Below are 26,462 nucleotides of genomic sequence, written 5' to 3'. Positions count from 1 at the left end.
CGCGCCGTGATCGGCAAGAAACCGGTCATGCACAGCAAAAATGTCGCGCAGACGGCACCGTTCTGGCACACTCTCGTAAGTTGCACTTGGGAGGGCGCAGAATGCTGGACACGACACTGAATACAGAAGTCCAAGAGTTTCTCGACAGATTTGGCCATGCCTTGGAACACGCCGACATCGACACGGCGGTGAACATGTTCCAGGCCGACAGCTATTGGCGCGACCTTGTCACGTTCACCTGGAACATCCGAACCATGGAGGGCCACGACCAGATCCGCGAAATGCTGACGGCGCAGCTTGGCACCACAAAGTCCAGACAGTGGCGTATTGCAGAGAACGAAGTGGTCACCGAAGAGGGCGGGATAACGACCGCGTGGATCAGTTTCGAAACCGAAGTTGCGCGTGGCTACGGGCTTGTCCGTCTCAAGGACGGGCTGATCTGGACGCTGCTGACGTCGATGACCGAACTCAAGGGTCATGAGGAGCCCTTGGGCTACGAACGCCCGCTTGGCGCGAAACATGGTGCGGGAAAAGGGCGCCTGACTTGGGCCGAAGAGCGCGAGAAAGAGCAAAAGGAACTTGGCTACACGACCCAGCCCTACACCGTAATTATCGGCGGCGGTCAGGGTGGCATTGCGCTTGGCGCACGTTTGCGTCAACTGGGCGTGCCAACCATCATTGTCGAAAAGAATGAACGCCCTGGCGACAGCTGGCGCAAACGCTACAAATCGCTCTGCCTGCATGACCCGGTCTGGTACGATCACCTGCCGTACCTGCCCTTCCCGCCGAACTGGCCGGTCTTTTCGCCCAAGGACAAGATCGGCGACTGGCTCGAGATGTATACAAGGATCATGGAGCTGAATTATTGGACCCGGTCCACGGTTGAGCATGCCGCATATGATGAGCAGTCCAAAGAGTGGGCCGTCACCGTGGATCGCGACGGCGAAAAGATTACCCTGCGGCCCAAGCAACTGGTCTTTGCCACCGGCATGTCCGGCAAGGCAAACGTCCCGGATTTCCCCGGCATGGACACGTTCAAAGGCGACCAGCATCACTCAAGCCAGCATCCAGGACCGGACAAGTACAAGGGTAAGAAAGCGGTTGTGATCGGGTCCAACAACTCGGCCCACGACATCTGTGCCGCGCTCTGGGAAAATGACGTGGACGTGACCATGATCCAACGGTCGTCGACCCATATTGTGCGATCTGAGCCGCTGATGGAATACGGCCTCGGCGATCTGTATTCCGAGCGCGCGGTCGAGGCGGGCGTCACCACGCAAAAGGCCGACCTGATCTTTGCCTCGCTGCCCTATCGCATCCTACACGAATTCCAGATTCCCGTGTACGACAAGATCAAAGAGGTTGATGCCGAATTCTATGCTGGTTTGGAAAAGGCAGGCTTTCAACTTGATTGGGGGGCCGACAATTCCGGGCTGTTCATGAAATACCTGCGTCGTGGTTCCGGCTACTACATCGACGTCGGTGCGAGCCAGCTGGTGATCGATGGTAAGATCAAGCTGCAGCCCGGCCAAGTGACCGAAATCGTAAAGGATGGTGTTGTGCTTGAGAACGGCACAAAGCTTGAAGCTGACCTGATCGTCTATGCGACAGGCTACGGGTCGATGAACGGCTGGGTGGCGGACCTGATCGGGCAGGAGACAGCGGACAAGGTCGGCAAGGTCTGGGGCCTTGGCTCAGATACGCCAAAAGACCCCGGCCCATGGGAGGGCGAACAGCGCAACATGTGGAAACCGACCCAGCAAGAAGCACTGTGGTTCCACGGCGGCAACCTGCACCAGTCGCGGCATTATTCCCAATTCCTGGCCCTGCAGATCAAGGCGCGGTTGGAGGGGATCGACACACCGGTCTACGGATTGCAGGAAACGCATCACCGCGGCTGAGACGGGTTTCTAAAGAACCCGGATGTGTCGGTTCTCACAGTGTCCTAAGACGCATGCTTTCCCCGGGATTACTTGCTGGCGACGCCTAAAAATGTCGCCAGCGATAGCGTGGTGTCCTGACCACGGGCGCACTTCGCTATCCACAAGCTCTAATATGTGATATGCTGCTGTAGCCGAATTTTAAGAAATGCATTGCTGTACCGAAAAGGTATTTGATCCGATGACCGACGCCACGCGCCGTCTCAGGTTTCGCTTTGATCGGGCCATTCCCGCCGTCCTTATGGTGGCTGGTATCGCAGCGGGCCACACCGCGCTTGCAGATTGTCCCTTTTGTGACACCGTGCTCGAAGGCAGCGTCGAAAGCTTTACCTGCTTCAACGCGCAGCTTGATCAACTGATCAACGAAGCGCGCCAACAAACCCCAATCATCGTGCGGCTGTCCTGCGACGTGCCCGACGCCACGGTTGACTACAAAAACCGGCTCGAGATCTTGCCCGAAGAAGGCGCAACAGGCCCCATATCGCCGGTTTACATCCTCGACCTCAGGCAGCTTGAATGTCTCGCCGACACTCTGCCTGCACAACTCGACAGCAGCGCAGGGACCGACCTGAGCATCGACCTGACGGCGTGCCCGACATGAGCGACGCAGAGAAACCCAAAACTCTGGTCTGGCTTGACGCGGTCTCGAAACTTGTCGTGATTTTTGGCGCCGCCTTTGCCGTCTGGCAGTTTCTCGTCTTGCAAGAGGATCAGCGCGTTGCACGCACGCTCGCCTATCTTGATCGGCTCGAGGGCGACACGGCACCCGCAGGCCGCGCCTTACGTGCGCTATCAACCACGCTGCTGGCCCGTGAAAGCGATCTGCGTCGTCTGAACGCGGGCCCCGTCCCCGAAACAGATCAGGCGTCCGTCCACGCCCGGTTTGCGCAGATCATCGTGGCCGAGGCTGGCGTCGGAACACTGTTCGAGCTTGACCGCTTCTTTGCCAGCCTGTCGGGCTGCCTTGATGCAGGACTTTGCCACAAAGGCACGGCTGCGTTGCATTTTACACCCGATGCCTGCTGGCTCTTGCGTAACTTCCAACCCGAAATTGACCGCCATCAAGCGGTCTCGCCGCGCTTGGGCTTTGCAACCGAACGGGTCGCCGCGCTGGACGCGTGCCCCTGATATGCGCTGGTCCGTGATCGCCATATGCGCCGCTTGCGCGCTGGTGCCACCCACGGCCACTGCACAACAAGAGTTATCATTTGGCGGTTCACTCAGGGGCCCATCCGACCTGTCTGCGCTCTGGATTTGGGACACAACACCCTACCGCTTTTCGCCGTTCATCGGCTTGTCCGGAGACGCCGTTCAGCTTGATCGTGCAACCCGCCTGCTTATCGCGGGCGGCACTCAAAACACTGTCGCTGCCGAAACCATTCTGGAACAACTGCCGCCGGAGGCTTTGCCAGTCGACCTGCAAGCCGAACGGCTCCGCTTGCTGGGTCTCGCAGCCCTCTTTCAGGCACTCGATGTGCCGCGCCTTGCCCAGTCCAACCCGCTTGAGATCGCAAACGACCGGCTTGGCCCGCCTGCGAGCCGCCAGCGCGACGTTCTTCTGCGCCGCGCCATCCAGCGCTTTACCGATATGGCGGCTTTGCAAACGAACACCCGGATCACACCCACGAACACCATTCGCTTCGCCAGGATGTACATGGAGTTGTCTGCACGCACCTCGGCGGAGCGCGCAGCCGCTTTGCGTCTTGTTGATCGCGCTCTTCCTCTCGCGCCTTCCCTAGCGGACGAGGCAACGCTGCTGGAATGGAAGGGTGACCTTTTGCTCGAAAGCGCGCGGACCAATCCTGCGGCAGGACAAGGCGCAGCAAACACGTACCTTTTGGCCGCCAACGCACGCGCGCAAATGGGCATGCCAGACCTGCAAGCCCGCGCAACGGATCTGGCAGCGACGGCAACCCTCCTCTACGGCACCGACACGCTTGAAGAACGTCTCAGCCAGTCGCGTGCGCTCACCAAAAAATCGGCCGAAGGCTTCGCGGGAGCTGGCGAAACAGACATCGCGGCGCACACCCACCTCAACAGGGTCACGGCGCTTCTGCGGTTCCGAAACCTCAGTGACCTGATGCTCGAAGCAGGCATGGACGCCCTGCTGGACGCCTACCGCCTTTCCGTTTCGGATGCCGTCACCGACCGGGAGGCCATGGATGTCCTGATCCGTGCGCTGCAGTTGATTGACCAACTCGACGCGCGCGCGGGCGAGGCCGGGCCGGGCCTGCGCTTTGCCTCAATTCAATACGTCCCTGCCCGGCAACACGCATGGGAGGCGCTGATCCCCTTCGGCAAAGCGCATCTCGTCAGTGCTCTGCTTGAGCGCAGCCGCGAGCCGATCCTCAACGGTCAAGACCCAAACCAGATAGCCGCGTATTCAAACAACTGGATTCGCCTTGCGTCGATCCTGGAGATCGAAGGGCAATACATCGCAACCGGCGTCGAAACACCTCCGTTGCTGACGCCGAACTATGGCGCGCTGCGCAGCTTCCCCTTCATCGACGACCAGATCAGCTATCTTCAAACCGGGTTAATCGGCCTTGCAGCCTCTGACATCGCAGAACCCATCGTCGTGCGCGCCACAGTCGATCTGGCCTCTAACCTCATAGCGAGAGGACAGGGCGAAGATCTTGCCCAAGCCGAAGACTGGCTCGATGGGTTGACCAGGTACGCGCCGGAGACGCGCGGGGGGATGACCGCACTCTCGGTATTGTGGCTTCGGGCGCAATTGGAAAGCAAACGCAGGGATGCGGGCGCGCTGGATGCCAACCTCGTCTTTCTGGACGCCTTTACTGACTTGCTTGGCCAGGTCGGCGACCGCCGCGACGCCCGCGTGCTCAGTCAAGGATTTGGAACCCAGGTGTCCGTCGCCATCGCCCGCCTGGCGCGCTCAGGAGAGGTGGATGCCGCGCTGAACTTCACAACGGCGACGCGGGCGGTGGACCGTGTCCTTGCCAGCGGCACGCCCGCCCAAAACGTGCCGCGACTGTGGAAAATGTCCAACCTCGGTCCAGCCGACATCGACATGTTTGCCCCAACTGACGCGCAAAATGCCATCGCGCAACGCACCGCGCGACCCGAACGGCCCAACGTGGGGCCGGGGGAGTTGCTGGTCGTGCCGATCATCGGCACCGTGCTTGATCCCGGTGGTTTGATCCTAGTCCGAAATGATCGGACCACTTTTGTCGAGGCGCCCGGCCTCACGCGCGAAGCCATTCGTGACCTCGTGGACCCGCCGCGCACACCCCTCGCCTCCGTATCCTGGTTCGAAGCGTATCGGCAAAACTGGCTGGCGCCGCTGCCGGGCCGTCCGCCGTTCTCTGACCCGTTCCCGACCCTGCGCGACCGCTTAGGCGAGATGATCGCTGAACCGCTGTTCGCCGCGTTGCAGGACGGGCGGCCCGACAGCATCTCATTGCTGCCCGACGGTGTGCTGGGTGCGCTGCCGTGGTGGCTGGCCCGTGACCCCGCAAGTGGCCAAAGCATTCACGACATCGCCGTGCCACAAACGCGCCTTGTGTCGTCCGATACATCCGCGTCGCAAATTGCCGCGCCCCTCAACACCGCCGCATGGATTGATGTCGACGGGGCGGGCGCGCCTGCCTTTGCCGGGCTTGAGTCAGCTCTTTTGACCGGGCTCTTTTCCACTGCCGATCACCCCTCCGCACAGCTCAGCCGCATGGAGCGGCAAGTTCGCTCTCCTGGCACATTGGCAGCCGCATTTGACGGCAAATCGGTGCTGCACCTCTCCAGCCACGGCAGCTACGATTGGGCGCGACCCAACCGCTCTGGCCTGCTTCTAGGCGGCGACGTCGGAACGCTTACAGTGCGCCAACTCCTTAACATGGAGCTTGACCGACCGCCCGCGCTCGTCGTGCTGTCGGCCTGCGAAACCGGATTGGGCAGCAGCACGCTCGGGACCGATTTCGTGGGTCTGCCTTCCACCTTTCTCGAAATGGGCGCGCGGGATGTGGTCGGCTCCCTATGGCCGGTGGACGACGTGGCAACGGCGCTCTTGCTGAATGCCTTTTACAGCAGGCTGTTGGAGGGCACCGCCCCCGCGACGGCACTTCACGAGGCACAAACATGGCTGCGCGACGCCACCCGCGACACGCTTATTTCCCAGATCAACACGGCCCTCCCGCTCTTGCCCCGCGCGTCGCTACCGCAGATTGCGGAACGCGTCGCCTTCCTACGCGCATTGCCGGTGGACGAAACACCGTATGCGGAACCGTTCTATTGGGCAGGCTTCTACGTCACCTCTTCACGCTGAGTTACGACGTGACAGAAAATACCCAGGGTTGGGTCCGATCAAGGTGGACGAATACTTACGATTGCGAACCGCGAGATTTGCAAAACACTTAAGTCACGACATGCCCACCTCAGTGTGAAATCATCCACGGTCGCTTGGTTGGAAAGCTCTTTGTTCCATCCGGACGATACAGCGTTTTGCTTTTCTTCTTCGCCCCACCGCCACAGCAACTGCATCCCGGGCCGTGACTGCTTCTTTTCGGGCTGTCGGCCGCGCGTTCATTGGTTTCGTGTGCGTATCGAGTGCTGGAACTCATCCCCGAGATGTGCGGGACGCTGAACAAAACACGGGGCGCTGATTGGCCGCAATCCGGGCAATCGCATGGGTTGGCGAAGGCATGCATCGGCATCATGGCCTCGAAAACCCCACAATCATCGCATCGGTATTCATAGACGGGCATGTTTAACTCCGGAAACGTTGGCGACCGGCAAAGCCCGCGAGCCTCGCCGATCATTTTGGGTTACAAATCTGCAGCCAGGGGGATGTCTACACTGCCGTCCAAATGCTTGGTCGGCCCTTCGGCATTGGGCATCATGTCCCATTCAAAGATGTCGTTCGGCAGCCAAAGCGTGGCACACGCGTTTGGAATATCGACCACGCCCGAAATGTGCCCCTGCACCGGAGCGGTGCCGAGGATCGCATAGGCCTGCGCGCCGGAATAGCCGAACTTCTTCAAATACTCGATCGCGTTGAGGCAGGCCTGGCGATAGGCGATATGCACATCAAGATAATGCTGTTCACCGCTCTCATCGACCGAGATACCTTCAAAGATCAGATAGTCGTCGTATTTGGGCGTGATCGGGGATGGTTTGAAGATCGGGTTCTTGATCCCGTATTTGCTCATCCCTTCCTTCACCAATGACACTTTGAGGTGCAGCCAACCGGCCATTTCGATGGCACCACAGAACGTGATTTCACCATCACCCTGGCTGAAGTGCAGATCGCCCATCGAAAGCCCCGCACCGTCAACATAGACCGGGAAATAGCAGATCGCCCCACGGCTCAGGTCCTTGATATCGCAGTTGCCACCGTGTTCCCGGGGCGGAACGGTGCGTGCAGCTTCGGCCGCGGCGGCATCGCGTTCATCGCCTTTCATCGCCCCCATATGCGCGCTTTGCGTGTTGGGCAGCGCAGCCAGAGGCGGGACACGCTCCGGATCGGTGTTGAACAACGCCGTTTCGCGTGCATTCCACATGTCGAGCATCTTGCGATCCGGCAGACAGCCGATCAGACCGGGATGGATCAAGCCAGCATATTTAACGCCGGGCACATGCCGCGATTTGGTGAACATCCCGTCGAAATCCCAGATGGACTTCTGCGCCTCGGGAAAATGCTCTGTCAGGAAACCGCCGCCATTCTGCTTGGAAAAGAAGCCGTTGAATCCCCAAAGCATCTCTTCCTTGGCCCCGATGTCGAGGATCTCGACCACCAGCAGATCGCCCGGTTCCGCACCCTTCACACCGATGGGTCCGGACAGGTAATGGACCTGTTCCAACTCCACATCGCGCACATCGGACGCGTCGTCGTCGTTTTTGATCTGACCCCCTGTCCAGTCATAGGTTTCAATCCTGAAGTCATCCCCCGGTTCGACCCAGACGTTGATCGGAATGTCCGGGTGCCAGCGGTTGTGGACGTTTTCGTTGGTGTGCGGGCTCTCGCTCAGTTCCACCGAAATCAATGTATCTGCCATAAAATCCTCCTGGTCTTTTTGGTCATACGGAAAGGAATTTCGAGACCTTGGCCTCGTCGATGCCCGCACGGGGGCTGTCATGCACAAAGGTGCCGTTTTCGATCACCATCACCCGGTCGGCGACGTCGAGCGCGAAGCTAAGCACCTGTTCGGACACGACAATGCTCAGCCCCTTTTCATCGCGGATCTTGCGCAACGTGCGGGCCATTTCGCGGATAATCGAAGGCTGAATGCCCTCGGTTGGTTCATCCAGAAGCAGCACTTTCGGGTTCGACGCGAGCGCGCGCGCGATGGCCAGCTGCTGTTGCTGTCCGCCCGACAGATTGCCGCCCCGCCGGTCCTTCATCTCAAGCAAGACCGGGAACAGCTCGTAGATGTCATCGGGTACCTTTGATTGCCCGGTGACGGTCAGGCCCGTCTCCACGTTTTCCTGTACGGTCATGGCGGAAAAGATCATGCGCCCTTGGGGCACATAGGCGATGCCATTGGCCACGCGCTGGTGCGATTTCATTCCGGTGACCGGCGTCTCCGCGACTGTCACGTCGCCGGTCTTTTCGGGCATGATGCCCATGAGCGTTTTCATAAACGTGGTCTTGCCCATACCGTTGCGCCCCATGATCGCGACGATCTCGCCGGGTTGCACAGTCAGGTCGAGACCGTGAAGGACTTCGCTTTCGCCGTAGGACGCGGACAGGGATTTGACGGTCAACATGCCGGGTGCTCCTTCAATGGCCGAGGTAGACTTCGACCACTTTCGGGTCGTTCTGGACGCGCTCCATCGTGCCTTCGGACAGCGTTTTGCCCTGGTGCAGAACCGTCACGCGGGTCGCGATGTCGGCGACAAAACCCATGTCATGCTCGATCACGATCACGGATCGGTCCTGGATGATACGGTTGAGCAATTCGGCGGTCTTCTTGCGTTCGGCCACCGACATGCCAGCCACCGGCTCGTCCAACATCAAAAGCTGGGGGTCCTGAATCAGCAGCATACCGATCTCCAGCCATTGCTTTTGACCGTGGCTGAGGAATGCCGCCTTTTCGTCGAGTTGATCGGCAAGAAAGATCGTCTCGGCGATGTCCTTGATGCGCGCACGCACCTTTTCATCGCGCTTGAAGGCCAGCGCGCCAAACACGCCGTGTCCCTTGGGGTAGCTGAGTTCGAGGTTCTCAAACACCGTCAGATCTTCGTAGACCGATGGCGTCTGGAACTTGCGACCAACCCCGGCATGCACGATCTGGTCCTCACGCATGGACAGCAGCTCTTTGTTCTTGAAAACCACAGACCCTTCGGTCGCCTTGGTCCGTCCGCAGATCAGATCAAGGACGGTGGTCTTGCCCGCCCCATTGGGGCCAATGATCACCCGGCATTCGTTCGGCTCGACATAAAAGCTCAGGTGATCGACGGCTTTGAAACCATCGAACGACACAGTCAGATCTTCGACCTTGAGGATAAAACGCTCGTTCATGCCGCTTACTCCGCCGGGGCGCCGTCGGGCGCGGATGTGTCGGGTTTCTTTTTGCTGAACAGAGCCAACAGCCGAGGCTCGATCTTTTCGGACCAGACGCCCGCCAGCCCATTCGGGAAAAACATCACAACCGCGATAAATAGCCCGCCCAAGCCCAGCAGCCAGAGTTCCGGGAAGCTTTCGGACAGGGAGGTCTTCGCCCAGTTGACCAGAAGCGCACCGTACACCGCGCCAAGGATAGACAGCCGTCCACCGACCGCGCAGAAGATCACCATCTCGATTGACGGCACGATGCCGACCAGCGTGGGCGACATAAAGCCCACCTGCAGGGTGAACATTGCGCCACCGATACCGGCAAACGCGGCGCCAAGGCAGAAGATGAAAATCTTGAAATTTGCGACGTTGTAGCCGGAGAAGCGCACGCGGTCTTCCTGATCGCGCATCGCGATCAAAAGGCGTCCCAGCTTGGACTTGCGCACGTATTGCGCGATCAGCAGAACAGCGAACAACAGAGCGCCGTTCACGAAATAGAGGATGGTCTTGGCTTCATCGGTCCGGATGTCCCACCCCATCAGGGTGCGCAGGTCGGTGATGCCATTCACACCACCGGTGTAGCCCTGTTGCCCGATGATCAGGATCGTCATGATGGCTGCAAAGGCCTGCGTAATGATGGCGAAGTACACGCCCCCCACGCGACGGGTGAACATCGCCACCCCGATCACAAAGGCGAACATGACCGGCACGGCAACCACTGCAAGAAGCGCAAGAGGCAAGGAGTAGAAGGGCTCCCACCACCAAGGCAGTTCAGTAAGCTGGTTCCAGTCCATGAAATCGGGAATGCCGGGCGTGGACTGGATCGCAGTATTTTCCGGCGTCGATGCCTCAAGCTTGAGGAACATCGCCATGCAATACCCCCCGAGGCCAAAGAACACCCCCTGCCCGAGGCTCAGAATGCCCCCCGCCCCCCAGCACAGGGCAAGTCCGACGGCAACGAACGCATAGGTCAGGTACTTGCCAAACAGGTTGAGGCGGAAATTGTCCAAGACGGCGGGCAAAACGAGGAAGATCAGGGCGGCAAGAATGGCGAAGCCTATGATCTCTTTACGGCTCATGAAGGCAGATGATTGCATCGGACGCACCCCTTACTTGCGCAGCTTCAAGGAGAAGAGACCTTGCGGGCGGATCATCAGGATCCCGACCACCACCAGCAGTGTCAGAACCTTGGCCATGGACCCGGAGAGGAAGAACTCCATGATCGACTGGGCCTGGCTGATGGAGAACGCAGAGGCGATGGTGCCAAGGAGCGAGCCCGCGCCGCCAAAGACCACGACCAAGAACGTGTCGACGATGTAAAGCTGACCCGCGGTGGGACCTGTGGACCCGATCATCGTAAAGGCAGAGCCCGCGACACCCGCAACGCCGCAGCCGATGCCAAAGGTCAACCGGTCGGTCCATTCCGTATTGATACCGACCGCACCCGCCATGACGCGGTTCTGGTTGATCGCACGCACCTGTTTGCCCCAGGTGGATCGGAACATCATCACGTAGACGGCGGCAGAAATGCTGACCGCCAGCACCATGACAAAGATTCCGTTGATCGGGATTTCGATAAGATCGGTCAGCGGCAGTGACCCCATCATCCAATCCGGAATAGACACACCAACCTCGCGCGCGCCGAACACGCTGCGATAGGTCTGTTGCAGGATCAGGCTCAGCCCCCAGGTCGCCAAAAGCGTATCAAGCGGACGCTTGTAGAGGTGCCTGATCAGCGACCATTCGACCAATAACCCCAACGCGCCGGAGGCCAGAAAGGCCAGCAACATCGCGACGAAAAAGTAGGTTCCGAACAAGGCAGGCATATAGTCGGCAAACACGTTCGACGTCAGATACGTCACGTAGGCGCCGAGGATCATAAATTCGCCATGGGCCATGTTGATCACGCCCATCTGGCCGAAAATGATCGCCAGCCCCAGCGCCATAAGCACAAAGACGGAGAACAGGATCAGTCCGGCAAAGCCCTGCATGGCAAAGATCGCGCCCAACTCGGACATGGAATAATCGGCGAACATGGCACCTCCGACGATGTGATTGGGGAAAAGGACGCGACCCGGTGCCGTTCAACCGGGCCGCGCAGCGTCTCGAGACTTACTGGTAACCCTCGGGGAAAGGGTCAGGCTCGACCAGTTCCGCCGTCTCGAACACAACCTCGTACTGCCCGTCGGCCTGTGCCCGGCCTACGCGTGTCTTGGACCAAAGGTGATGGTTCTCGTGTACCTTCACGTAGCCCTCCGGCGCCGTCGTCAGCTCGATCCCGGGGCTTGCTTCGCGCACCTTGTCGACGTCAAAGCTGCCCGCTTTCTCGACGGCCGCTTTCCACAGCCACGGACCGAGATAGGCGGCTTGCGTCACGTCGCCAATGACGATGTCCTCGCCCCACATCTCTTTGAACGCTTTGACGAACGCGATGTTGTTCTCGTTCTCGAGCGACTGGAAGTACTTCATGCAGGCGTAGGAGCCTTCGATGTTTTCGCCGCCGATGCCGCGAATTTCGTCCTCGGTCACCGAAATGGTCAAGACAATCGGGCCCTCTTCGGTCGGGTCGATGCCTGCCGCCTTGAGCTGCTTGTAGAATGCCACGTTCGACCCACCAACAACGATGGCATAGATCACGTCCGGCTTGCGCAGGCGGATCTTGTTGATGACCGAGTTGAACTGCGTGTGGCCGAGCGGGTAGTACTCTTCGCCCACGACCTTGCAGTCCTCCATGAAGTTTTCAATGTGCTTGCGCGCGATCTTGTTCGATGTGCGCGGCCAGATGTAATCGGACCCCAGCAGGTAGAAGGATTTGGCACCCTTCGTCTGGTTGACCCAGTCGAGGCCCGCAATGATCTGCTGCGTGGCTTCCTGCCCGGTGTAGATGACGTTCGGGCTCTGCTCGAGACCCTCATAGAAGGTCGGGTAGTACAAAAAGCCGTTGTGCTGTTCGAACACCGGCAGCACAGCCTTGCGGCTGGCCGATGTCCAGCAGCCCATGACCGACGCAACCTTGTCGTTCACCAGCAGCTTGCGGGCCTTTTCCGCGAAAGTGGGCCAGTCAGACGCGCCGTCTTCCTGGATGTATTCGATCTTGCGACCCAGAATGCCGCCCTGCGCGTTGATCTGTTCAATCGCCAGCTTTTCCGCCTGAACCGAACCCGTTTCCGAGATCGCCATGGTGCCGGTGACCGAATGCAGAATGCCGATTGTGACGGTATCGTCCGTCACCGCCAGTCCGGTGGTGTTGATATCCGCCGTCGCGAAGTCCTGGGCGCGCAGGTTCTTTGGCATGAACAGGGACGCCGTGAGGGCCGTGCCTCCAGCCAGTACCGCACGGCGGCTTACCCCATTGACTTTGTTGTCAGAATTCTCGTTGGACATATCGCCTCCTAGTGAAGTGCTCAACAATTGGGCGATTCCAAACCACCCGCTAACGAAAGGATCGCGGGTAATGCTGCGGCGCAGTATACGTTAAATGACGTATACCGATGCGCGTTTTGTGCACTTAGGCTGGTATTGGGAAAACGTGATCTTGGGGGACCGGCACGGGACGAGTCGTTTTCCAACCGACCTGGCTGCCCCGCCGACTTGGAATTTGCATGCTCGCACATCTCACCGCCACCCGCGAAAAGCGGACTTACAATCGTTGGGTGGCCAACGAAACGATGGAGGATTTTGCGCTGCGCTACACCGCGCGGCGCGCGCGGCGGTGGAGCTATGGCCGCGTGGCCAACACGGCCATCGGGTCGATCTCGTTCCTCGCGTTGGAAGCGATCGGCGCGACCCTGACGCTGACGTATGGGTTCGACACCGCCATCGTGGCAATCATGCTGGTCGGCGCGATCCTGTTTCTGACCGGACTGCCGATTTCATATTACGCAGCCAAGTACGGCCTCGACATTGATCTCATGACCCGCGGCGCCGGGTTCGGGTATCTCGGATCCACGATCACGTCGCTGATCTATGCGTCCTTCACCTTCATATTCTTCGCGCTCGAGGCGGCGATCCTGGCACTCGCCCTCAAATTCACGTTGGGGATACCGCTGTTTATTGGGTACCTCACCAGCTCCGTCCTGGTGATCCCACTGGTGCTGCACGGGTTTTCCAAGATATCGGCGTTCCAGGCATGGACCCAGCCGTTTTGGGTTCTGCTGCATATCCTTCCTTTCGTCATGCTTGCCTTCGTCGGCTACGACATCGACATGTGGACCGGTTTCATGGGCAGTTCCGAAATGCCTGACGCATCGCGATTGCTGATGCTGGGGGCGGCGTCAGGGGTCGTCTTTTCACTCGTCGCGCAGATAGGGGAACAAGTCGACTTCCTGCGCTTCTTGCCCGAGCCGCAGACAAAAAGCGACAAGCGCAAGTGGTGGATTGCCTTGGTCTGTGCGGGGCCCGGTTGGTCCGTGCTCGGCATGCTCAAGATGCTGGCCGGCTCATACCTCGTCACGCTCGCCATCCGTGAAAACGTACCGATGGAAGAGGCGACGGACCCAACCCGCATGTACTACACGGCGTTCGAACAGGTCCTTAATTCCCCTGCTCTGGTGCTGGGGCTTACGGCTGTTTTCGTCGTCCTGTCGCAGCTCAAGATCAATGTCACCAACGCCTATGCAGGGTCTATCGCATGGTCCAATTTCTTTTCCCGGCTGACCAAAAGCCACCCGGGGCGGGTGGTCTGGCTGGTGTTCAACGTCGCAATCGCCGTGATGCTGATGGAATTGGGCGTTTTCACCGGGCTGGAACATGTCCTTGGCCTCTATTCCCACGTTGCCGTGGCCTGGATCGGGGCGCTGGTTGCTGATCTGGTCATCAACAAACCGCTGGGTCTCAGCCCCAAAGGCATCGAGTTCCGGCGGTCGCACCTTTACGATGTGAACCCGGTCGGCATCGGCGCGATGGTGGTGGCCTGCGTGGTGTCTCTGATCGCATACGCGGGCGTCTTCGGTCCGCTGGTCCAGGCGTTTTCGTCATTCGTCGCCTTGCTGACCGCCTTCATTCTGGCACCCATTCTCGCCTGGGCCACGGGCGGGCGGTACTATCTCGCGCGGGTCGACACTGCAGAACCGGTGCAAAAGGGGCTGCAAACCTGCACCGTGTGCGAATACCGGTTCGATGCCGAAGACACGAGCGTTTGCCCGTTCCATGTCGGGAACATTTGCTCGCTCTGCTGCAGTCTTGATGCCGCCTGCCACGACCAGTGCAAACCGCACGGCCGCCTTGACGAAACGGTTAGCGACGCGCTGCACGCCACCCTACCCGCGCCCATGGCCAAAGCGATGATGTCGCGCTTGTCACGCTACCTTTTGACCACAACCGTTCTGTCGCTTTGCTTTGGGGCGTTGCTGTTGGTGATCCGCGCCTTCGCCAATGACGACACGCTCGACGCCGTTCTGACCATCATCTTCTGTACCGTGCTGATCGTCATCGGTGTCGCGGTGTGGATGTTTGTCCTTGTCGGCGAAAGCCAGCGGAACGCAACGGAGGAGACCGAGCGGCAGACAAAACTGCTGCTCAAGGAGATCCGCGCGCATGAACGCACCGACCTTGCATTGCAGGCAGCCAAGGAAAAGGCCGAGGCCGCCAATCTCGCAAAAACGCGTTACATGTCTGGCCTCAGCCACGAATTGCGCACGCCTCTCAACGCCATCTACGGCTTTGCTCAGCTTCTTGAAAAAGACCCCGATCTTGAACCCTGGCGCGTCTCGATCAGTAGCATCCGTCGCTCTTCGGAACACCTCGCCGGGCTGATCGACGGCTTGCTCGACATCTCACGGATCGAGGCAGGCCGGCTTGAGATTGCGCGTGACAAGGTCAACCTCCGGGCGCTCTTGCGCCAAACCGCGTCGATCTTTGAGGCGGAGGCCAAGGAAAAGGGCATATGCTTCACCTGGAGCACCCACGGCAGGCTTCCGGCCCTCGTCGGCACCGACGAAAAGCGTTTGCGTCAGATCATCATAAACCTGCTGTCGAATGCCCTGAGATACACTGACAAAGGCCATGTCACGCTGGACCTGGCCTATCGGAACGAGGTCGCGGTCATCACCGTCAAAGACACCGGCATGGGCATCGCGCCAGAAAACCTGGACCGCATCTGGCGCCCGTTTGAACGCGCAGGCAGATCCGACCGCCAAGGCTCCGGGCTGGGGCTGACCATCACCAAGCTTCTGGTCGAGATCATGGGCGGCGGGATCGAGGTGGAAAGCACACCGGGCCAAGGCAGCACATTTTCGGTACGCATGATGCTCCCGTCAATTTCGACCAGCATCTTCGACACCGAAAACCTGAACACCTCTGTGCAACAGCCTGCGCTGATCGGCTATAGCGGGCCGCGCAAGACCATCCTTGTGGTCGATGACGACGTCAATCACCTGACCTTGACCGAACAGTTCCTGTCCAATCTCGGGTTTGTCGTGCTGCTCGCACCATCGGCGGATCTGGCCGAGCAGTTGCTGCAGGAAGCCACCCCGGACCTTATCGTATTGGACATTGATATGCCCGAACGCGATGGCTGGTCCTTTGCCGATGACCTACGCGCGCGGGATTGGCCGAACATTCCGATTGTCGTCATCTCTGGCCACGCGGACGAAGAGGACATGTCCGGGCAAAAGGCACTGCTGCATGACGCGTTTCTCGCCAAACCCTTCAACCTGGACGACCTGCTGATGCAGGTGGCCGAGCTTTTAAAGGTCACCCTCGTGCTTGCCTCGGAAGATGAAGAGGAAAAACCCGCGTCACAGGATCTGACCGAGGAGGACCGCCAAATTCTCCTGGACAGCGCAACGCTGGGCCACCCGGCAGGCATACGGGCGCATCTGGACAAGCTGCGGGCCGAAAACCGCGGCCAGACAGGCCTGCTCGATCTGCTCGAAAAACGTCTGGATCGGTTCGACATAGCGGGGATCGTCGAAATCTTGGAGGCCGCCCAAGATGGTATTGACTGACTTTGGCCGAAAGTGCATCGCGCTCGTCGTCGATGACACGCCCGATACTCTGGGCATGGTGTCTGCCGCACTTGAGGACAGCGGGATCACCGTGCTTGTGGCGACCGACGGGAAATCTGCGATTGAACTGACCCGCCGCGTGGAACCGGATGTGATCCTGATGGACGCCGTCATGCCCGGCATGGACGGGTTCGAGACCTGCCGCGAACTCAAATTCGGGTCCGACCCCGTGACCACACCTATTATCTTCATGACCGGGCTGACCGAAAAGGAGCGCCTTCTCGAAGGTCTTGCATCCGGTGGGGTCGATTACATCACCAAACCAGTCGTCGTCGAAGAACTCATTGCGCGGCTCAGCACGCACATCATCAACTCAAGACTTCTGCAAAGCGCCCGCGACGCACTCGATACATCCGGGCGGACCGTTCTGGCATGCGACCTGAAGGGCACTGTTCTGTGGGGATCGCAAAAGGCGATCGACTTCCTGAACACCACCGATGCAACGGCCCTGGGCCCTGATTGGAAGATGTGGGTGGCGGAGTGCGCTAATAGGCCGGTGTCGTCCGTTCAACCCTACGAGACAAGCGAACTGACCTTTCAGTACATCGGCATGACAGCGTCACCCGAGATCCTGATCAAACCGATGCGCCGCGTGTCACACAGCAAAGAACACGTGCTCGCCGAAGCCTTCACGCTGACCCCGCGCGAAGCCGAAGTGCTGTATTGGCTGACCCTGGGAAAAACCAACCGCGACATCAGCGCCATCCTTGGTCTGAGCGCGCGGACAGTGAACAAACATCTCGAGCAGATTTTTCAGAAGATGGGTATCGACAACCGAACGTCCGCCGCTGTGATGGCCGACAGGGTTTTGAACGCGCTGTGACGCGGCGCCGTCAAACAGCAGGTGCCCCGATGTCTGCGTGATCAGCCATGCGCCACGTCATCAAGACATCGCCAAAACAAACCGAAAAACGGAACACTGGTTTGCACGCGTTTCGGCTGCTGGGCACGGGGATGTCCGTTCGCCGAACATCCCCGGCAACAGGCCCCGTCAGGGACCCGTCACATTCAGTGAACCACCGCATCCTCAGGACGGGGCCGATGGGTGCCGGACACCCGGTCCCCGATCAAAAGCCCTTCGGATCCGACGCTGACCTTGACCGTTTCACCGTCCTTGATGTCCCCGGCCAGCAGCATCTCCGCCAGCGGGTTCTGCAGCGCTGACTGGATCACTCGTTTCAAGGGCCGCGCCCCGAACACCGGGTCATACCCTTCATCGGCCAGCCAGGTCCGCGCCGCCTCATCCAGCGACAGCTCGATTTTGCGAGCCGCCAAACGTTTGAGAAGGCGGGCCATCTGGATATCGACAATCCCGTCCATGTCCTCACGCGCCAAGCGATCAAAGATGATCGTCTCATCCAGACGGTTCAGGAATTCCGGCCGGAAATGCGCCCGTACCGCATCCATGACGTCTCGCCGCGCCTGGGACGCATCCGCCCCGTCCGGCAACTGGCTGAGCGCCTGCGCACCCAGGTTCGACGTCAGGATGATCAGCGTCTGCTTGAAATCCACAGTCCGCCCCTGCCCATCCGTCAGCACCCCGTCATCAAGCACCTGAAGCAGCACGTTGAACACATCCGGGTGCGCCTTTTCGACCTCATCGAACAGGACCACCTGATAGGGACGACGCCGCACCGCTTCGGTCAGCACGCCACCCTCATCATAGCCTACGTAGCCCGGAGGTGCGCCAATCAGGCGGGCCACCGCATGCTTTTCCATGAACTCCGACATGTCGATCCGGACCATCGCGCTGTCATCATCGAACAGGAACTCGGCAACCGCCTTGGTCAGCTCAGTCTTACCCACGCCAGTCGGCCCGAGAAACAGGAACGAGCCCAGCGGCCGGTTCTCATCGTTCAGACCCGCACGCGCACGGCGGACAGCGTTGGCCACAGCCCGCACGGCACTGTTTTGCCCGATGACGCGGTTGTGCAACTGATCTTCCATGCGCAGCAGTTTTTCCCGCTCGCCTTCCAGCATTTTCGAGGTGGGAATACCCGTCCAACGCTCCACCACGCTCGCGATCTGCTCCGGGCGTACAGCCTCGGCGACCATTGCGTCCGTCTCGGCCCCTTCGGCCTCGCCCAGCTTGCGCTCCAGATCTGGGATCACGCCGTAAGACAGCTCACCCGCCTTCGCGAGATTGCCCTCACGCTTGGCAATGTCCAGCGCCGCCCGCGCATGGTCCAACTGCTCCTTGATGTCACGGGCCGAGGCCAGCTTGTCCCGCTCGCCCTGCCACTGCGCCGTCATTTCAGCGCTGCGCTCCTGCAGATCAGCCAGATCCTTCTCCAGCGTCTCAAGCCGATCCTTCGACGCCTGATCGTCCTCCAGCCGCAGCGCCTCGACCTCGATCTGCATCTGCAGGATCTGCCGGTCGAGTGCATCCAATTCCTCGGGCTTGGAGTCGACCTCCATCCGCAAACGCGACGCCGCCTCGTCAACCAAGTCGATGGCTTTATCCGGCAGGAACCGGTCGGTGATGTAGCGATGCGACAGCGTGGCCGCCGTCACCAGCGCGCTGTCGGACACACGCACCCCGTGGTGCAACTCATACTTCTCTTTGATGCCACGGAGGATGCTGATCGTGTCCTCGACCGTCGGCTCGGCAATCATCACCGGCTGGAAGCGACGGGCCAATGCCGCGTCCTTCTCCACATACTTGCGATATTCATCGAGGGTCGTTGCCCCCACACAGTGCAGCTCACCCCGCGCCAGCGCCGGTTTGATCAGGTTGGCCGCGTCCATCGCACCATCCGTCTTGCCCGCACCGACAAGGGTGTGCATCTCATCAATGAACAGAATGATTTCGCCCGCAGCTTCGGTCACTTCGGTCAGCACGGCTTTCAGCCGCTCCTCGAACTCACCGCGATACTTCGCGCCCGCAATCAAAGCACCCATGTCGAGGGCCAACAGCCGCTTGTTGCGCAAGCTTTCGGGCACGTCGCCATTCACGATGCGCAGGGCGAGTCCCTCGGCAATCGCGGTCTTACCCACACCCGGCTCACCAATCAGAACCGGGTTGTTCTTGGTCCGACGGCTCAGCACCTGCATGGCGCGACGGATTTCCTCATCCCGGCCAATGATCGGGTCGATCTTGCCCGCCTCGGCGCGCTCGGTGAGGTCCATGGCGTATTTCTTCAGCGCGTCATAGCCGTCCTCGGCACTGGCACTGTCGGCCGTGCGGCCCTTGCGGATGTCGTTGATGGCAGAATTCAGGGCCTGCGGGTTCACCTTACCCGCCTCCAGCGCCTCCTTGGCGCCGGATTTCACCATGCCAAGCGCCATCAAAACCCGTTCAACCGGCACGAAACTATCGTTTGCCTTTTTCGCCAGCGCCTCGGCCTCGGCCAGCACCTTCGCCGTCGCATTGTCCAGATAGACCTGCGCCGCATCGCCCGTCACCTGCGGCATCTTGGCCAGCGTCTGATCCACATGGGTCAGCACCCGGCCCGGATCACCACCGGCGCGCGTGATCAGATTGGACGCAAGCCCCTGCTCATCATCCATCAACGCTTTCAACAGATGTTCGGGGGCCAGCCGCTGGTGACTTTCGCGTGCTGCAATCGTCTGGGCCGCTTGGACAAAGCCGCGCGACCGCTCCGTGAACTTCGACAAGTCCATGGGTCATTTCTCCTTTTCAGCGCCCAGTTTTGCCCGCGCCCTCCCAGAGGCACACGGGCCATCGGGCCTACCAACCAGAAATGGGGAAGGCGCATGCGTTGCACAAGTGTCACAGGTCGATTTCTGCACCAAATTTTGCACCACATGTCCCAGCGCCCAAAACGCCCCGAAAGTCACAGCTTTCCTTCAAAACCATACGGATCGCTCACAAATTTCAGCAAAATGTCGCTGATTCAACGGCTTACGCCCAAGGGCATTCTCCATACGCGACCGTTGCCAAAAAGTTAACGATTTCAGAATCTTGCCAAAAATTCGGTGGCAAACCGCAACGCCCCACGCACGCGACCGTGAGTCCGCGTGACAGATGTTCCCCCTAAAATTCAGGAACCAGTCACCCATCTTGCAAGTTATACGAGCAGAACCACAACATGTAGGTGACCAAAATGCAGACTGTTCCGTTGCAACTGAGCGATGTGATCTACAACGCCGCCACGCAGTCTTTCGAAGCCCTCGTGACCGTTCACGACGATCGCGGTGCGCGCAGTTACGCATGTGCCATCAATGCACCCATCACCATGGCGTTCGAGGACGCCGCCGAAGGGCTCGCAACGCAAGCGATGCGACGCCACACCTTTGGCCGGTCCCGCAACATGCACTTGCCCGCCGCCAAGACACCACGCCGCCCCAATCGGCTGGCGGGATTGCGGCGTATGACCATCGACAAATTCGCAACGCTGCGCCCGCGCGCAGCCTGAGTTCCCTCGGTTCGTTGCGCGGTCTGCATTGCGCATTTTCTGTCCCCCGCGCCATGCAGCGCAACGAACCAATCCAGAGACAGGTGCCTGCCTGCTACGTCTCTGACACTTGCCCGGATGCACATCGCATCCGGGCTTTTTTTCATAGCGTGCGTGCCCTAAACCGGCGCCACGGCCAAGCGTGGGGGAACGACATATGACAGATGATCGGTTGATCGTGGCACTGGACGTGCCAAATGCGGTGGCAGGTCTGAACCTTGCCGACCGGTTGGGCGACAGCGTCAGCTTCTACAAGATCGGGCTTGGCATGCTGACCGGTGGCGGCCTGGCCCTCGCCAATGAGTTAAAACAGGACCGCGGCAAACGCATCTTCCTCGATATGAAACTCTTTGACATCGGCGCCACGGTCGAGGCGGCGGTGCGCGGCCTTGCGCAATTCGACCTCGACTTTCTGACCGTCCATGGCGATCCGCACGTCGTCCGCGCCGCCAAGGAAGGGGCTGCGGGCAGCGATCTGAAAATTCTTGCCGTCACGATCCTGACCTCACTTGACCGACAAGACCTGGACAACAGCCTGATCAAGCCCGGCGACGTCGGCGATCTGGTCAGCGAACGGGCCGCGCGCGCCTTCGACGCGGGTGCGGACGGTGTCATCGCCTCTCCGCACGAGGCGGCCGCGATCCGCGCGCTGCCCGAAGCGCAGAACCGGCTGATTGTAACGCCCGGCGTGCGGCCTGCGGGCGCCGATCTGGGCGACCAAAAGCGAGTCGCAACGCCCGCAAACGCCGTGGCAAACGGTGTGGATCACATCGTTGTCGGGCGCCCCATATGGACATCGCCCAGCCCGAAAGCCGCTGCAGAGGCGATTTTGGCAGAAATGCTTAGTCCGCAGGCACAGTCTCCAAACCACTGACAACGCCGGGCTTTTCCGACCTATCCACAGCAATTGACGCTGTTCCGGATCAATAGTTTGTGCCATTTCGGCAACGGACCACCGTATATTGGATGGTCAGGAAATCCATACTCGGTAAATTCCCTTAAAGGTGGTACTTTACGTTAGGTGATACTCCCCGACGGACCGGCTCTTCCTGTGGTTCGTCACCTCCCCCCGCTTCGCGCGGGGGGCTTTATGTCAGGGCCTTTCAAAATTCGCAGACATGACCCCGGCGAGGTAATCGCGCAGGCGCGGCTTGAACAGCGGTACGACCATGTCATGGTCCAGAAAGGTCTGCACATCCATCAGATCCCATGCCTGTCCCTCATCCCCAAGGGTAATGTCGCGTGCCGTCTCTTCCGGCATGTGCGCAGCGAAAAACCACGTGATGTTGCCGCTGGTCGCGCCATAATCCCGGCCCCAGCGCACCAACTCCGGGGCAACCGAAAGGTTCAGCTCTTCACGCGTTTCGCGCAGCGCACACTGCAACGGAGTTTCCCCTTCTTCCCAGCCACCACCGGGTAGGTCCCAGTAGTTTGGCCATTTGATATTCGGATCGTCGTCCCGCAGCATTGTGGCCAGTCGATCGCCAACAAACAGGGCCAGTTTTGCTCCGGTGATCCGTCTGGCCATGTTCAATCCCTCGCTGATTTGATACACGAAAACCACTAGCTACAAAGCCGCCCCATGCCCAGCCTATGCCGTGATTGCCTGACCACTTTCGAAGCGGGTTCCCGCTGCCCGTCCTGTGGTGCACCGCGCATCGTCAGTCACCCAGAACTCTTCGATCTGTCCATCGCGCATATGGACTGCGATGCGTTTTATGCCTCGGTCGAGAAACGCGATGATCCCGGCCTCGAAGGCAAACCCGTCATTATCGGCGGCGGGCGGCGCGGCGTGGTATCCACCGCCTGCTACGTGGCACGCATCCGCGGCGTGCGCTCTGCCATGCCTATGTTCCAGGCGCTCAAGCTTTGCCCCGACGCTGTCGTCATTAAACCGCGCATGGACGCCTATGTCGAAGCCTCCCGCGCGATCCGCGCCATGATGGAAGAGTTGACCCCCGCCATCGAACCCCTGTCGCTGGACGAAGCGTTCCTGGACCTCACCGGCACCACCCGCCTGCATGGCGCACCTCCAGCCGTGATGCTCGCGCGCCTCGTCAAGCGGATGCGGGACGAATTGGGCCTGACCGGTTCCATTGGCCTCTCACACAACAAATTTCTGGCCAAGGTCGCCTCAGACCTCGAAAAACCCCACGGCTTCTCGATCATTGGTGCCGCAGAAACCACCGACTTCCTGCGCGACAAGCCAGTACGCCTGATCTGGGGCATTGGCCCTGCCGCTCAACAATCACTGGACAAGGCCGGCATCCGCACCTTCGCCGACCTCCTGCGGTGGGACCAAACCGACCTCGTCGCACGCTTCGGCTCCATGGGCGACCGGCTCTGGAACCTCGCGCGCGGGCAGGACGCCCGGCGCGTGACCCGCAACGCGCCGATGAAATCCATCAGCAACGAAACTACCTTTGGCGAGGACACGAACGACCCCGATATCCTCGACGGCCATCTCTGGCGGATGGCGGACAAGGTGGCGAGCCGGGCCAAGGCCAGGGGCATCGCAGGGCGCGTTGTGACGCTGAAACTCAAACGCCACGACCACTCATCGCTCACCCGCCGCGTCTCCCTGCGCGACCCCGCGCAACTGGCCGACACGATCTACCGCACCGCGCGCGGGCTGTTCGATCAGGTTGGGGATGAAGGCCCCTACCGCCTCCTCGGCTGCGGTATCTCAGACCTCGTAGATGCAGACAGTGTGCAGGCCTCGGGCGACCTGCTCGATCCAGGCGCGCGCAAACGCGGTGAAGCGGAGCGCGCCGCCGACGCAATCCGCGACCGCTTCGGCCACGATGCGATTGTCAAAGGGCGCGCGCTGCGCTGAGGATCACTCAGCCGCCAGCGGCATCCGGCTCTGGCCAATAGTCGACAGCTCGGCGACAACTCCACGCAACCGGTCCCGCACGGAATCGAAATCGGAGTGCGGCGTAATCGTGCGCTCATTCATATAAAGGGAGCGGTCAATCTCGACCTGCACAGCATGCTGGTTGCGCGACGGACGGCCATAGGCCTGCGTCACGTAGGCCCCGGCAAAGGGCGCATTGCGCGCCACGGTAAAGCCCGCCGCGGCAAAAGCCGCCTCAACCATATCTACGATCTCGCCCCCGGCTGCCGCACCAAAGCGGTCGCCCAGCACCACGTCGGGGCGCTTGCGCGCGCCTTGCGCGATCCCGTCCATGGCCTCATGCGGCATCGAATGGCAGTCGATCAGAACGGTGAGCCCATGGTGCTGGTGCGCCCCGTCCAGCAGCTTTTGCAGGACAGCGTGGTAGGGCCTCCAGTACAGATCAATACGCCGCTCCGCCTCGCGCATGGGCAGCTTGCCGCGGTAGATCACCCGGCCATTTGCCACCACGCGCGGGATCACACCCAACCCACTTGCGATGCGCGGATTGTGCCCCTGACGCCGGACGCCTTCGATCAACGCCGGGTCCAGCTCGTCCGCGCTGCGGTTCAGATCAACAAAAGCGCGCGGCGCACCGGCTGTCAGCAGGGGGGCGCCGTATTGCGGCGCCATATTGAACAGCTTGTCGACAAAGGCATCCTCGGACGACCGGACCGTCTGCTCATCCAGCACGGTCCGCCGCAGAAAACTCCACGGGTAATCGCGACCCGAATGGGGCGACGCAAACACGACGCACGACGTGCGGCGCTCGGGATGCAAAACTTCGTATGCGACCTTGGGCATGGCCCCTCCTCTGGCGTCCAACATAGCCCGAGAAAAGGGAAAGCCAAAAGCCCTTGATCCTCTGTTCGACTCCTTTTATACGCCCCCTCACCCGGCGTGGATTCCCGCGTCCACGGACCTGTGGACAAGGCATTCGAGGCGGTCAGAGTGGGCGATTAGCTCAGCGGTAGAGCACTTCGTTGACATCGAAGGGGTCACAAGTTCGATCCTTGTATCGCCCACCACTCATTCCACCATCCGGGGCAACCCGCATGGGCCAAACACCAGCGCAGATGCGCTAAACTGCAACCCGGCGCTGCTTCGCGCCATGAAACATGAGGAAGAAGCGCCATGAAGGTTCGCAACTCGCTCCGTTCGCTCAAGAATCGGCACCGTGATTGCCGCGTCGTGCGCCGCAAGGGCCGTGTGTACGTCATCAACAAGACACAGCGCCGGTTCAAAGCCCGCCAGGGCTAAGGCCACAGCGATACATTTTAGAAAAGCCGCTCCATCCGGGGCGGCTTTTTTGTTTGTGGCAATAGCCGTGCTGCGCCAGACCGCGGGATGGCGACCCAACATCCATTCGACTCGCTTTATGGCAGCCAAGTACATCTTCGATCCGAGCGACGCGCCCAGACCAACCAAATCGCCAGCCCGAGGGGCGGTCTGACGATGCACGGCGCCTTCGGCTTGATTCCGTGCAAGTGAGCAAAGCCTCATGAGCCTCTTAATTCGCAAGGGCTTCAGCACACCACAGGATCACGTAAAAGGGCGGGCCGAAGCCCGCCCATAACCGTGCACTTTACAGAGCTATGGCCCAATCAAAACCCGATGAAGTAATCCGCCAACGCCATGAACAGCGGGATGCTCAGGATGGCAACCGGCGTGCCCAGCCCTGTAGACGTCCCCACATAGGCCGACGGGTTCGCCTCGGGCAGTGCAGCGCGCATGGTGGGCGGGCCCGAGATGTCGGAACTCGACGCCGCCATGATCGACAACAGCACCACGCCGCCCGCCGAGAACCCCGTCAGATGGTGCGCGATCAGACCGGCACCAAAGCCCAGCGCGCCATGCACCAGCGGCGCTGTCAGACCGTAGAAGAGGTAGGCATGCGCCACACCCTTCAGCTCGGACAACCGCGACCAGGCCTCGATGCCCATGATCAACATCAGCACGGACAGCAGCCCCCGGAACAGCGGCTCGTAAAAGCTCTCATAGACCGATTCAGGCCGTGCAAAGAGTCCAAGCGCGATACCCAACAGCAGCGCCGAGATGGCAGGCGAGCGTGCGGTATCGACAAGAATGCCCTTGATCAGACCCTTCTCAACCGCCGAACCGCCAGCGCCGCCGCCGCCGCCACCCATGGTGATAGTCCCGCCCTGCACATTGGCTGTCGCCGCCTTCCGCGCAGCCGCCAGCCGCGCCAGCACAATGGCCGTGACCAATGCCGCCACGTCCATGAACGGATAGAGCGCGCCGATGAACCCTTCATAAGCGATACCTTCATCGTCCAGAACCGCCATGCCCGCCGCGAGGGTGGAGGCAGACACCGCGCCAAACAAGCCGACCGTGGCCGTGGCATCCAGCTGCGACACACCCCGCCACTTGGACAGCGTTAAGCGGCCCAGCACGACGATGGCGATGCCCAGCGCTGCCGCCAGCAGGGCTGGCACGGCCAATTCCACAAAGTTCGCTTCGCGCACCGAAATCCCGGCGCCGATGCCGACCTTGAGCAACAACAGCGCAACGATGAACTTGTAGATCGCGTCGGGGATCTCGAATTTGCTGCCAAGTGCTGCCAGCACCATGCCGCCAATCAGAAAGGCAAGCGTCGGTTTCTGCAGTTGCGCCAGAATGGTCGTAACGATCTCGGTAATGATATCCATGACTCGCCTCTCCTTGGGTCTGGAG

At 60.3% G+C, this 26,462-nt stretch carries 21 protein-coding genes and 1 tRNA gene; 11 read left to right on the top strand and 11 right to left on the bottom strand.

Annotated elements, in window-relative coordinates; translation table 11 throughout:
• Positions 1-101: 101 nt before the first annotated feature.
• The 4 genes from FD715_RS06435 to FD715_RS06425 all read left to right on the top strand — a co-directional run bounded on the left by FD715_RS06435 (position 102) and on the right by FD715_RS06425 (position 6,219).
• Entirely contained in the window at positions 102-1,901 is a 1,800-nt protein-coding gene (locus tag FD715_RS06435) for an NAD(P)/FAD-dependent oxidoreductase (RefSeq protein WP_147106950.1), read from the top strand.
• Between the two features lie 220 nt (positions 1,902-2,121).
• Positions 2,122-2,541, top strand: coding sequence for a hypothetical protein (locus tag FD715_RS06430; RefSeq protein WP_147106947.1), 420 nt, complete (start codon positions 2,122-2,124; stop codon positions 2,539-2,541).
• Entirely contained in the window at positions 2,538-3,068 is a 531-nt protein-coding gene (locus FD715_RS22475) for a hypothetical protein (RefSeq protein WP_189799427.1), read from the top strand. The genes FD715_RS06430 and FD715_RS22475 overlap by 4 nt, the downstream gene beginning before the upstream one ends.
• Position 3,069: 1 nt before the next feature.
• On the top strand, positions 3,070-6,219 hold the full coding sequence (locus FD715_RS06425) for a CHAT domain-containing protein (protein ID WP_189799426.1): 3,150 nt from the start codon (positions 3,070-3,072) through the stop codon (positions 6,217-6,219).
• A gap of 109 nt (positions 6,220-6,328) precedes the next feature.
• On the opposite strand, the gene FD715_RS06420 is transcribed toward FD715_RS06425, so the two are convergent.
• The 7 genes from FD715_RS06420 to urtA form a co-directional block, all read right to left on the bottom strand.
• On the bottom strand, positions 6,329-6,658 hold the full coding sequence (locus FD715_RS06420; RefSeq protein WP_147106941.1) for an FmdB family zinc ribbon protein: 330 nt from the start codon (positions 6,656-6,658) through the stop codon (positions 6,329-6,331).
• Between the two features lie 60 nt (positions 6,659-6,718).
• Positions 6,719-7,948, bottom strand: a complete 1,230-nt coding sequence (fmdA, locus tag FD715_RS06415; RefSeq protein ID WP_147106938.1) for a formamidase — start codon at positions 7,946-7,948, stop codon at positions 6,719-6,721.
• 22 nt (positions 7,949-7,970) lie between these two features.
• Positions 7,971-8,660, bottom strand: a complete 690-nt coding sequence (gene urtE, locus FD715_RS06410; protein ID WP_147106936.1) for an urea ABC transporter ATP-binding subunit UrtE — start codon at positions 8,658-8,660, stop codon at positions 7,971-7,973.
• A 13-nt stretch (positions 8,661-8,673) separates the two neighbouring features.
• Positions 8,674-9,414: an urea ABC transporter ATP-binding protein UrtD gene (urtD, locus tag FD715_RS06405; protein ID WP_147106933.1), complete on the bottom strand. Its 741-nt coding sequence runs from the start codon at positions 9,412-9,414 to the stop codon at positions 8,674-8,676.
• Between the two features lie 5 nt (positions 9,415-9,419).
• Positions 9,420-10,526, bottom strand: a complete 1,107-nt coding sequence (urtC, locus tag FD715_RS06400) for an urea ABC transporter permease subunit UrtC (RefSeq protein ID WP_223274757.1) — start codon at positions 10,524-10,526, stop codon at positions 9,420-9,422.
• A 30-nt stretch (positions 10,527-10,556) separates the two neighbouring features.
• Positions 10,557-11,483, bottom strand: coding sequence for an urea ABC transporter permease subunit UrtB (urtB, locus tag FD715_RS06395; RefSeq protein ID WP_147106927.1), 927 nt, complete (start codon positions 11,481-11,483; stop codon positions 10,557-10,559).
• 76 nt (positions 11,484-11,559) lie between these two features.
• Entirely contained in the window at positions 11,560-12,831 is a 1,272-nt protein-coding gene (urtA, locus tag FD715_RS06390; RefSeq protein ID WP_147106923.1) for an urea ABC transporter substrate-binding protein, read from the bottom strand.
• A 218-nt stretch (positions 12,832-13,049) separates the two neighbouring features.
• On the opposite strand from urtA, the gene FD715_RS06385 reads away from it, so the two are divergent.
• The gene (locus FD715_RS06385) at positions 13,050-16,394 is read left to right on the top strand and encodes an ATP-binding protein (protein ID WP_147106920.1); all 3,345 of its coding nucleotides are present in this window, start codon (positions 13,050-13,052) and stop codon (positions 16,392-16,394) included.
• Positions 16,381-17,277 (top strand): DNA-binding response regulator, encoded by an 897-nt coding sequence (locus FD715_RS06380; RefSeq protein ID WP_147106917.1) that lies wholly within the window; start codon positions 16,381-16,383, stop codon positions 17,275-17,277. The genes FD715_RS06385 and FD715_RS06380 overlap by 14 nt, the downstream gene beginning before the upstream one ends.
• A gap of 185 nt (positions 17,278-17,462) precedes the next feature.
• Here FD715_RS06380 and clpB read toward each other — a convergent pair whose 3' ends face one another.
• Positions 17,463-20,078: an ATP-dependent chaperone ClpB gene (gene clpB, locus FD715_RS06375; protein ID WP_147106915.1), complete on the bottom strand. Its 2,616-nt coding sequence runs from the start codon at positions 20,076-20,078 to the stop codon at positions 17,463-17,465.
• A gap of 443 nt (positions 20,079-20,521) precedes the next feature.
• On the opposite strand from clpB, the gene FD715_RS22470 reads away from it, so the two are divergent.
• Complete coding sequence (locus tag FD715_RS22470; protein WP_189799425.1) at positions 20,522-20,833, top strand: orotidine 5-phosphate decarboxylase; 312 nt, start codon at positions 20,522-20,524, stop codon at positions 20,831-20,833.
• A gap of 196 nt (positions 20,834-21,029) precedes the next feature.
• Entirely contained in the window at positions 21,030-21,746 is a 717-nt protein-coding gene (pyrF, locus tag FD715_RS06365; RefSeq protein WP_147106912.1) for an orotidine-5'-phosphate decarboxylase, read from the top strand.
• Between the two features lie 219 nt (positions 21,747-21,965).
• Here pyrF and FD715_RS06360 read toward each other — a convergent pair whose 3' ends face one another.
• The gene (locus FD715_RS06360) at positions 21,966-22,400 is read right to left on the bottom strand and encodes an NUDIX domain-containing protein (RefSeq protein ID WP_147106909.1); all 435 of its coding nucleotides are present in this window, start codon (positions 22,398-22,400) and stop codon (positions 21,966-21,968) included.
• A gap of 54 nt (positions 22,401-22,454) precedes the next feature.
• Here FD715_RS06360 and FD715_RS06355 point away from each other — a divergent pair, with 54 nt between their 5' ends.
• Positions 22,455-23,708: a DNA polymerase IV gene (locus FD715_RS06355; protein WP_147106907.1), complete on the top strand. Its 1,254-nt coding sequence runs from the start codon at positions 22,455-22,457 to the stop codon at positions 23,706-23,708.
• Between the two features lie 3 nt (positions 23,709-23,711).
• On the opposite strand, the gene FD715_RS06350 is transcribed toward FD715_RS06355, so the two are convergent.
• Positions 23,712-24,572: an N-formylglutamate amidohydrolase gene (locus FD715_RS06350; RefSeq protein ID WP_147106903.1), complete on the bottom strand. Its 861-nt coding sequence runs from the start codon at positions 24,570-24,572 to the stop codon at positions 23,712-23,714.
• A gap of 149 nt (positions 24,573-24,721) precedes the next feature.
• On the opposite strand from FD715_RS06350, the gene FD715_RS06345 reads away from it, so the two are divergent.
• A tRNA-Val gene (locus FD715_RS06345) sits at positions 24,722-24,796 on the top strand.
• Between the two features lie 106 nt (positions 24,797-24,902).
• Positions 24,903-25,028 (top strand): type B 50S ribosomal protein L36, encoded by a 126-nt coding sequence (gene ykgO / locus FD715_RS06340; protein WP_005850168.1) that lies wholly within the window; start codon positions 24,903-24,905, stop codon positions 25,026-25,028.
• A gap of 344 nt (positions 25,029-25,372) precedes the next feature.
• Here ykgO and FD715_RS06335 read toward each other — a convergent pair whose 3' ends face one another.
• A complete protein-coding gene (locus FD715_RS06335) occupies positions 25,373-26,437 on the bottom strand; it encodes a sodium-dependent bicarbonate transport family permease (RefSeq protein WP_147106900.1) in 1,065 nt (354 codons plus the stop codon).
• Positions 26,438-26,462 lie beyond the last annotated feature (25 nt).

The organism is Tateyamaria sp. syn59 (genome assembly GCF_007995245.1).
Taxonomy (GTDB): domain Bacteria; phylum Pseudomonadota; class Alphaproteobacteria; order Rhodobacterales; family Rhodobacteraceae; genus Tateyamaria.
Note: the sequence above shows the minus strand (reverse complement) of the source record. Positions and strands in the feature narration are given on the sequence as shown.

What these genes read in the sequence shown, in the direction of transcription:
- FD715_RS06435 (WP_147106950.1), top strand. Translation starts at nt 102, where the DNA reads ATGCTGGACACGACACTGAATACAGAAGTCCAAGAGTTTCTCGACAGA.
- FD715_RS06430 (WP_147106947.1), top strand. Translation starts at nt 2,122, where the DNA reads ATGACCGACGCCACGCGCCGTCTCAGGTTTCGCTTTGATCGGGCCATT.
- FD715_RS22475 (WP_189799427.1), top strand. Translation starts at nt 2,538, where the DNA reads ATGAGCGACGCAGAGAAACCCAAAACTCTGGTCTGGCTTGACGCGGTC.
- FD715_RS06425 (WP_189799426.1), top strand. Translation starts at nt 3,070, where the DNA reads ATGCGCTGGTCCGTGATCGCCATATGCGCCGCTTGCGCGCTGGTGCCA.
- FD715_RS06420 (WP_147106941.1), bottom strand. Translation starts at nt 6,658, where the DNA reads ATGCCCGTCTATGAATACCGATGCGATGATTGTGGGGTTTTCGAGGCC.
- fmdA (WP_147106938.1), bottom strand. Translation starts at nt 7,948, where the DNA reads ATGGCAGATACATTGATTTCGGTGGAACTGAGCGAGAGCCCGCACACC.
- urtE (WP_147106936.1), bottom strand. Translation starts at nt 8,660, where the DNA reads ATGTTGACCGTCAAATCCCTGTCCGCGTCCTACGGCGAAAGCGAAGTC.
- urtD (WP_147106933.1), bottom strand. Translation starts at nt 9,414, where the DNA reads ATGAACGAGCGTTTTATCCTCAAGGTCGAAGATCTGACTGTGTCGTTC.
- urtC (WP_223274757.1), bottom strand. Translation starts at nt 10,526, where the DNA reads ATGAGCCGTAAAGAGATCATAGGCTTCGCCATTCTTGCCGCCCTGATC.
- urtB (WP_147106927.1), bottom strand. Translation starts at nt 11,483, where the DNA reads ATGTTCGCCGATTATTCCATGTCCGAGTTGGGCGCGATCTTTGCCATG.
- urtA (WP_147106923.1), bottom strand. Translation starts at nt 12,831, where the DNA reads ATGTCCAACGAGAATTCTGACAACAAAGTCAATGGGGTAAGCCGCCGT.
- FD715_RS06385 (WP_147106920.1), top strand. Translation starts at nt 13,050, where the DNA reads ATGCTCGCACATCTCACCGCCACCCGCGAAAAGCGGACTTACAATCGT.
- FD715_RS06380 (WP_147106917.1), top strand. Translation starts at nt 16,381, where the DNA reads ATGGTATTGACTGACTTTGGCCGAAAGTGCATCGCGCTCGTCGTCGAT.
- clpB (WP_147106915.1), bottom strand. Translation starts at nt 20,078, where the DNA reads ATGGACTTGTCGAAGTTCACGGAGCGGTCGCGCGGCTTTGTCCAAGCG.
- FD715_RS22470 (WP_189799425.1), top strand. Translation starts at nt 20,522, where the DNA reads ATGCAGACTGTTCCGTTGCAACTGAGCGATGTGATCTACAACGCCGCC.
- pyrF (WP_147106912.1), top strand. Translation starts at nt 21,030, where the DNA reads ATGACAGATGATCGGTTGATCGTGGCACTGGACGTGCCAAATGCGGTG.
- FD715_RS06360 (WP_147106909.1), bottom strand. Translation starts at nt 22,400, where the DNA reads ATGGCCAGACGGATCACCGGAGCAAAACTGGCCCTGTTTGTTGGCGAT.
- FD715_RS06355 (WP_147106907.1), top strand. Translation starts at nt 22,455, where the DNA reads ATGCCCAGCCTATGCCGTGATTGCCTGACCACTTTCGAAGCGGGTTCC.
- FD715_RS06350 (WP_147106903.1), bottom strand. Translation starts at nt 24,572, where the DNA reads ATGCCCAAGGTCGCATACGAAGTTTTGCATCCCGAGCGCCGCACGTCG.
- ykgO (WP_005850168.1), top strand. Translation starts at nt 24,903, where the DNA reads ATGAAGGTTCGCAACTCGCTCCGTTCGCTCAAGAATCGGCACCGTGAT.
- FD715_RS06335 (WP_147106900.1), bottom strand. Translation starts at nt 26,437, where the DNA reads ATGGATATCATTACCGAGATCGTTACGACCATTCTGGCGCAACTGCAG.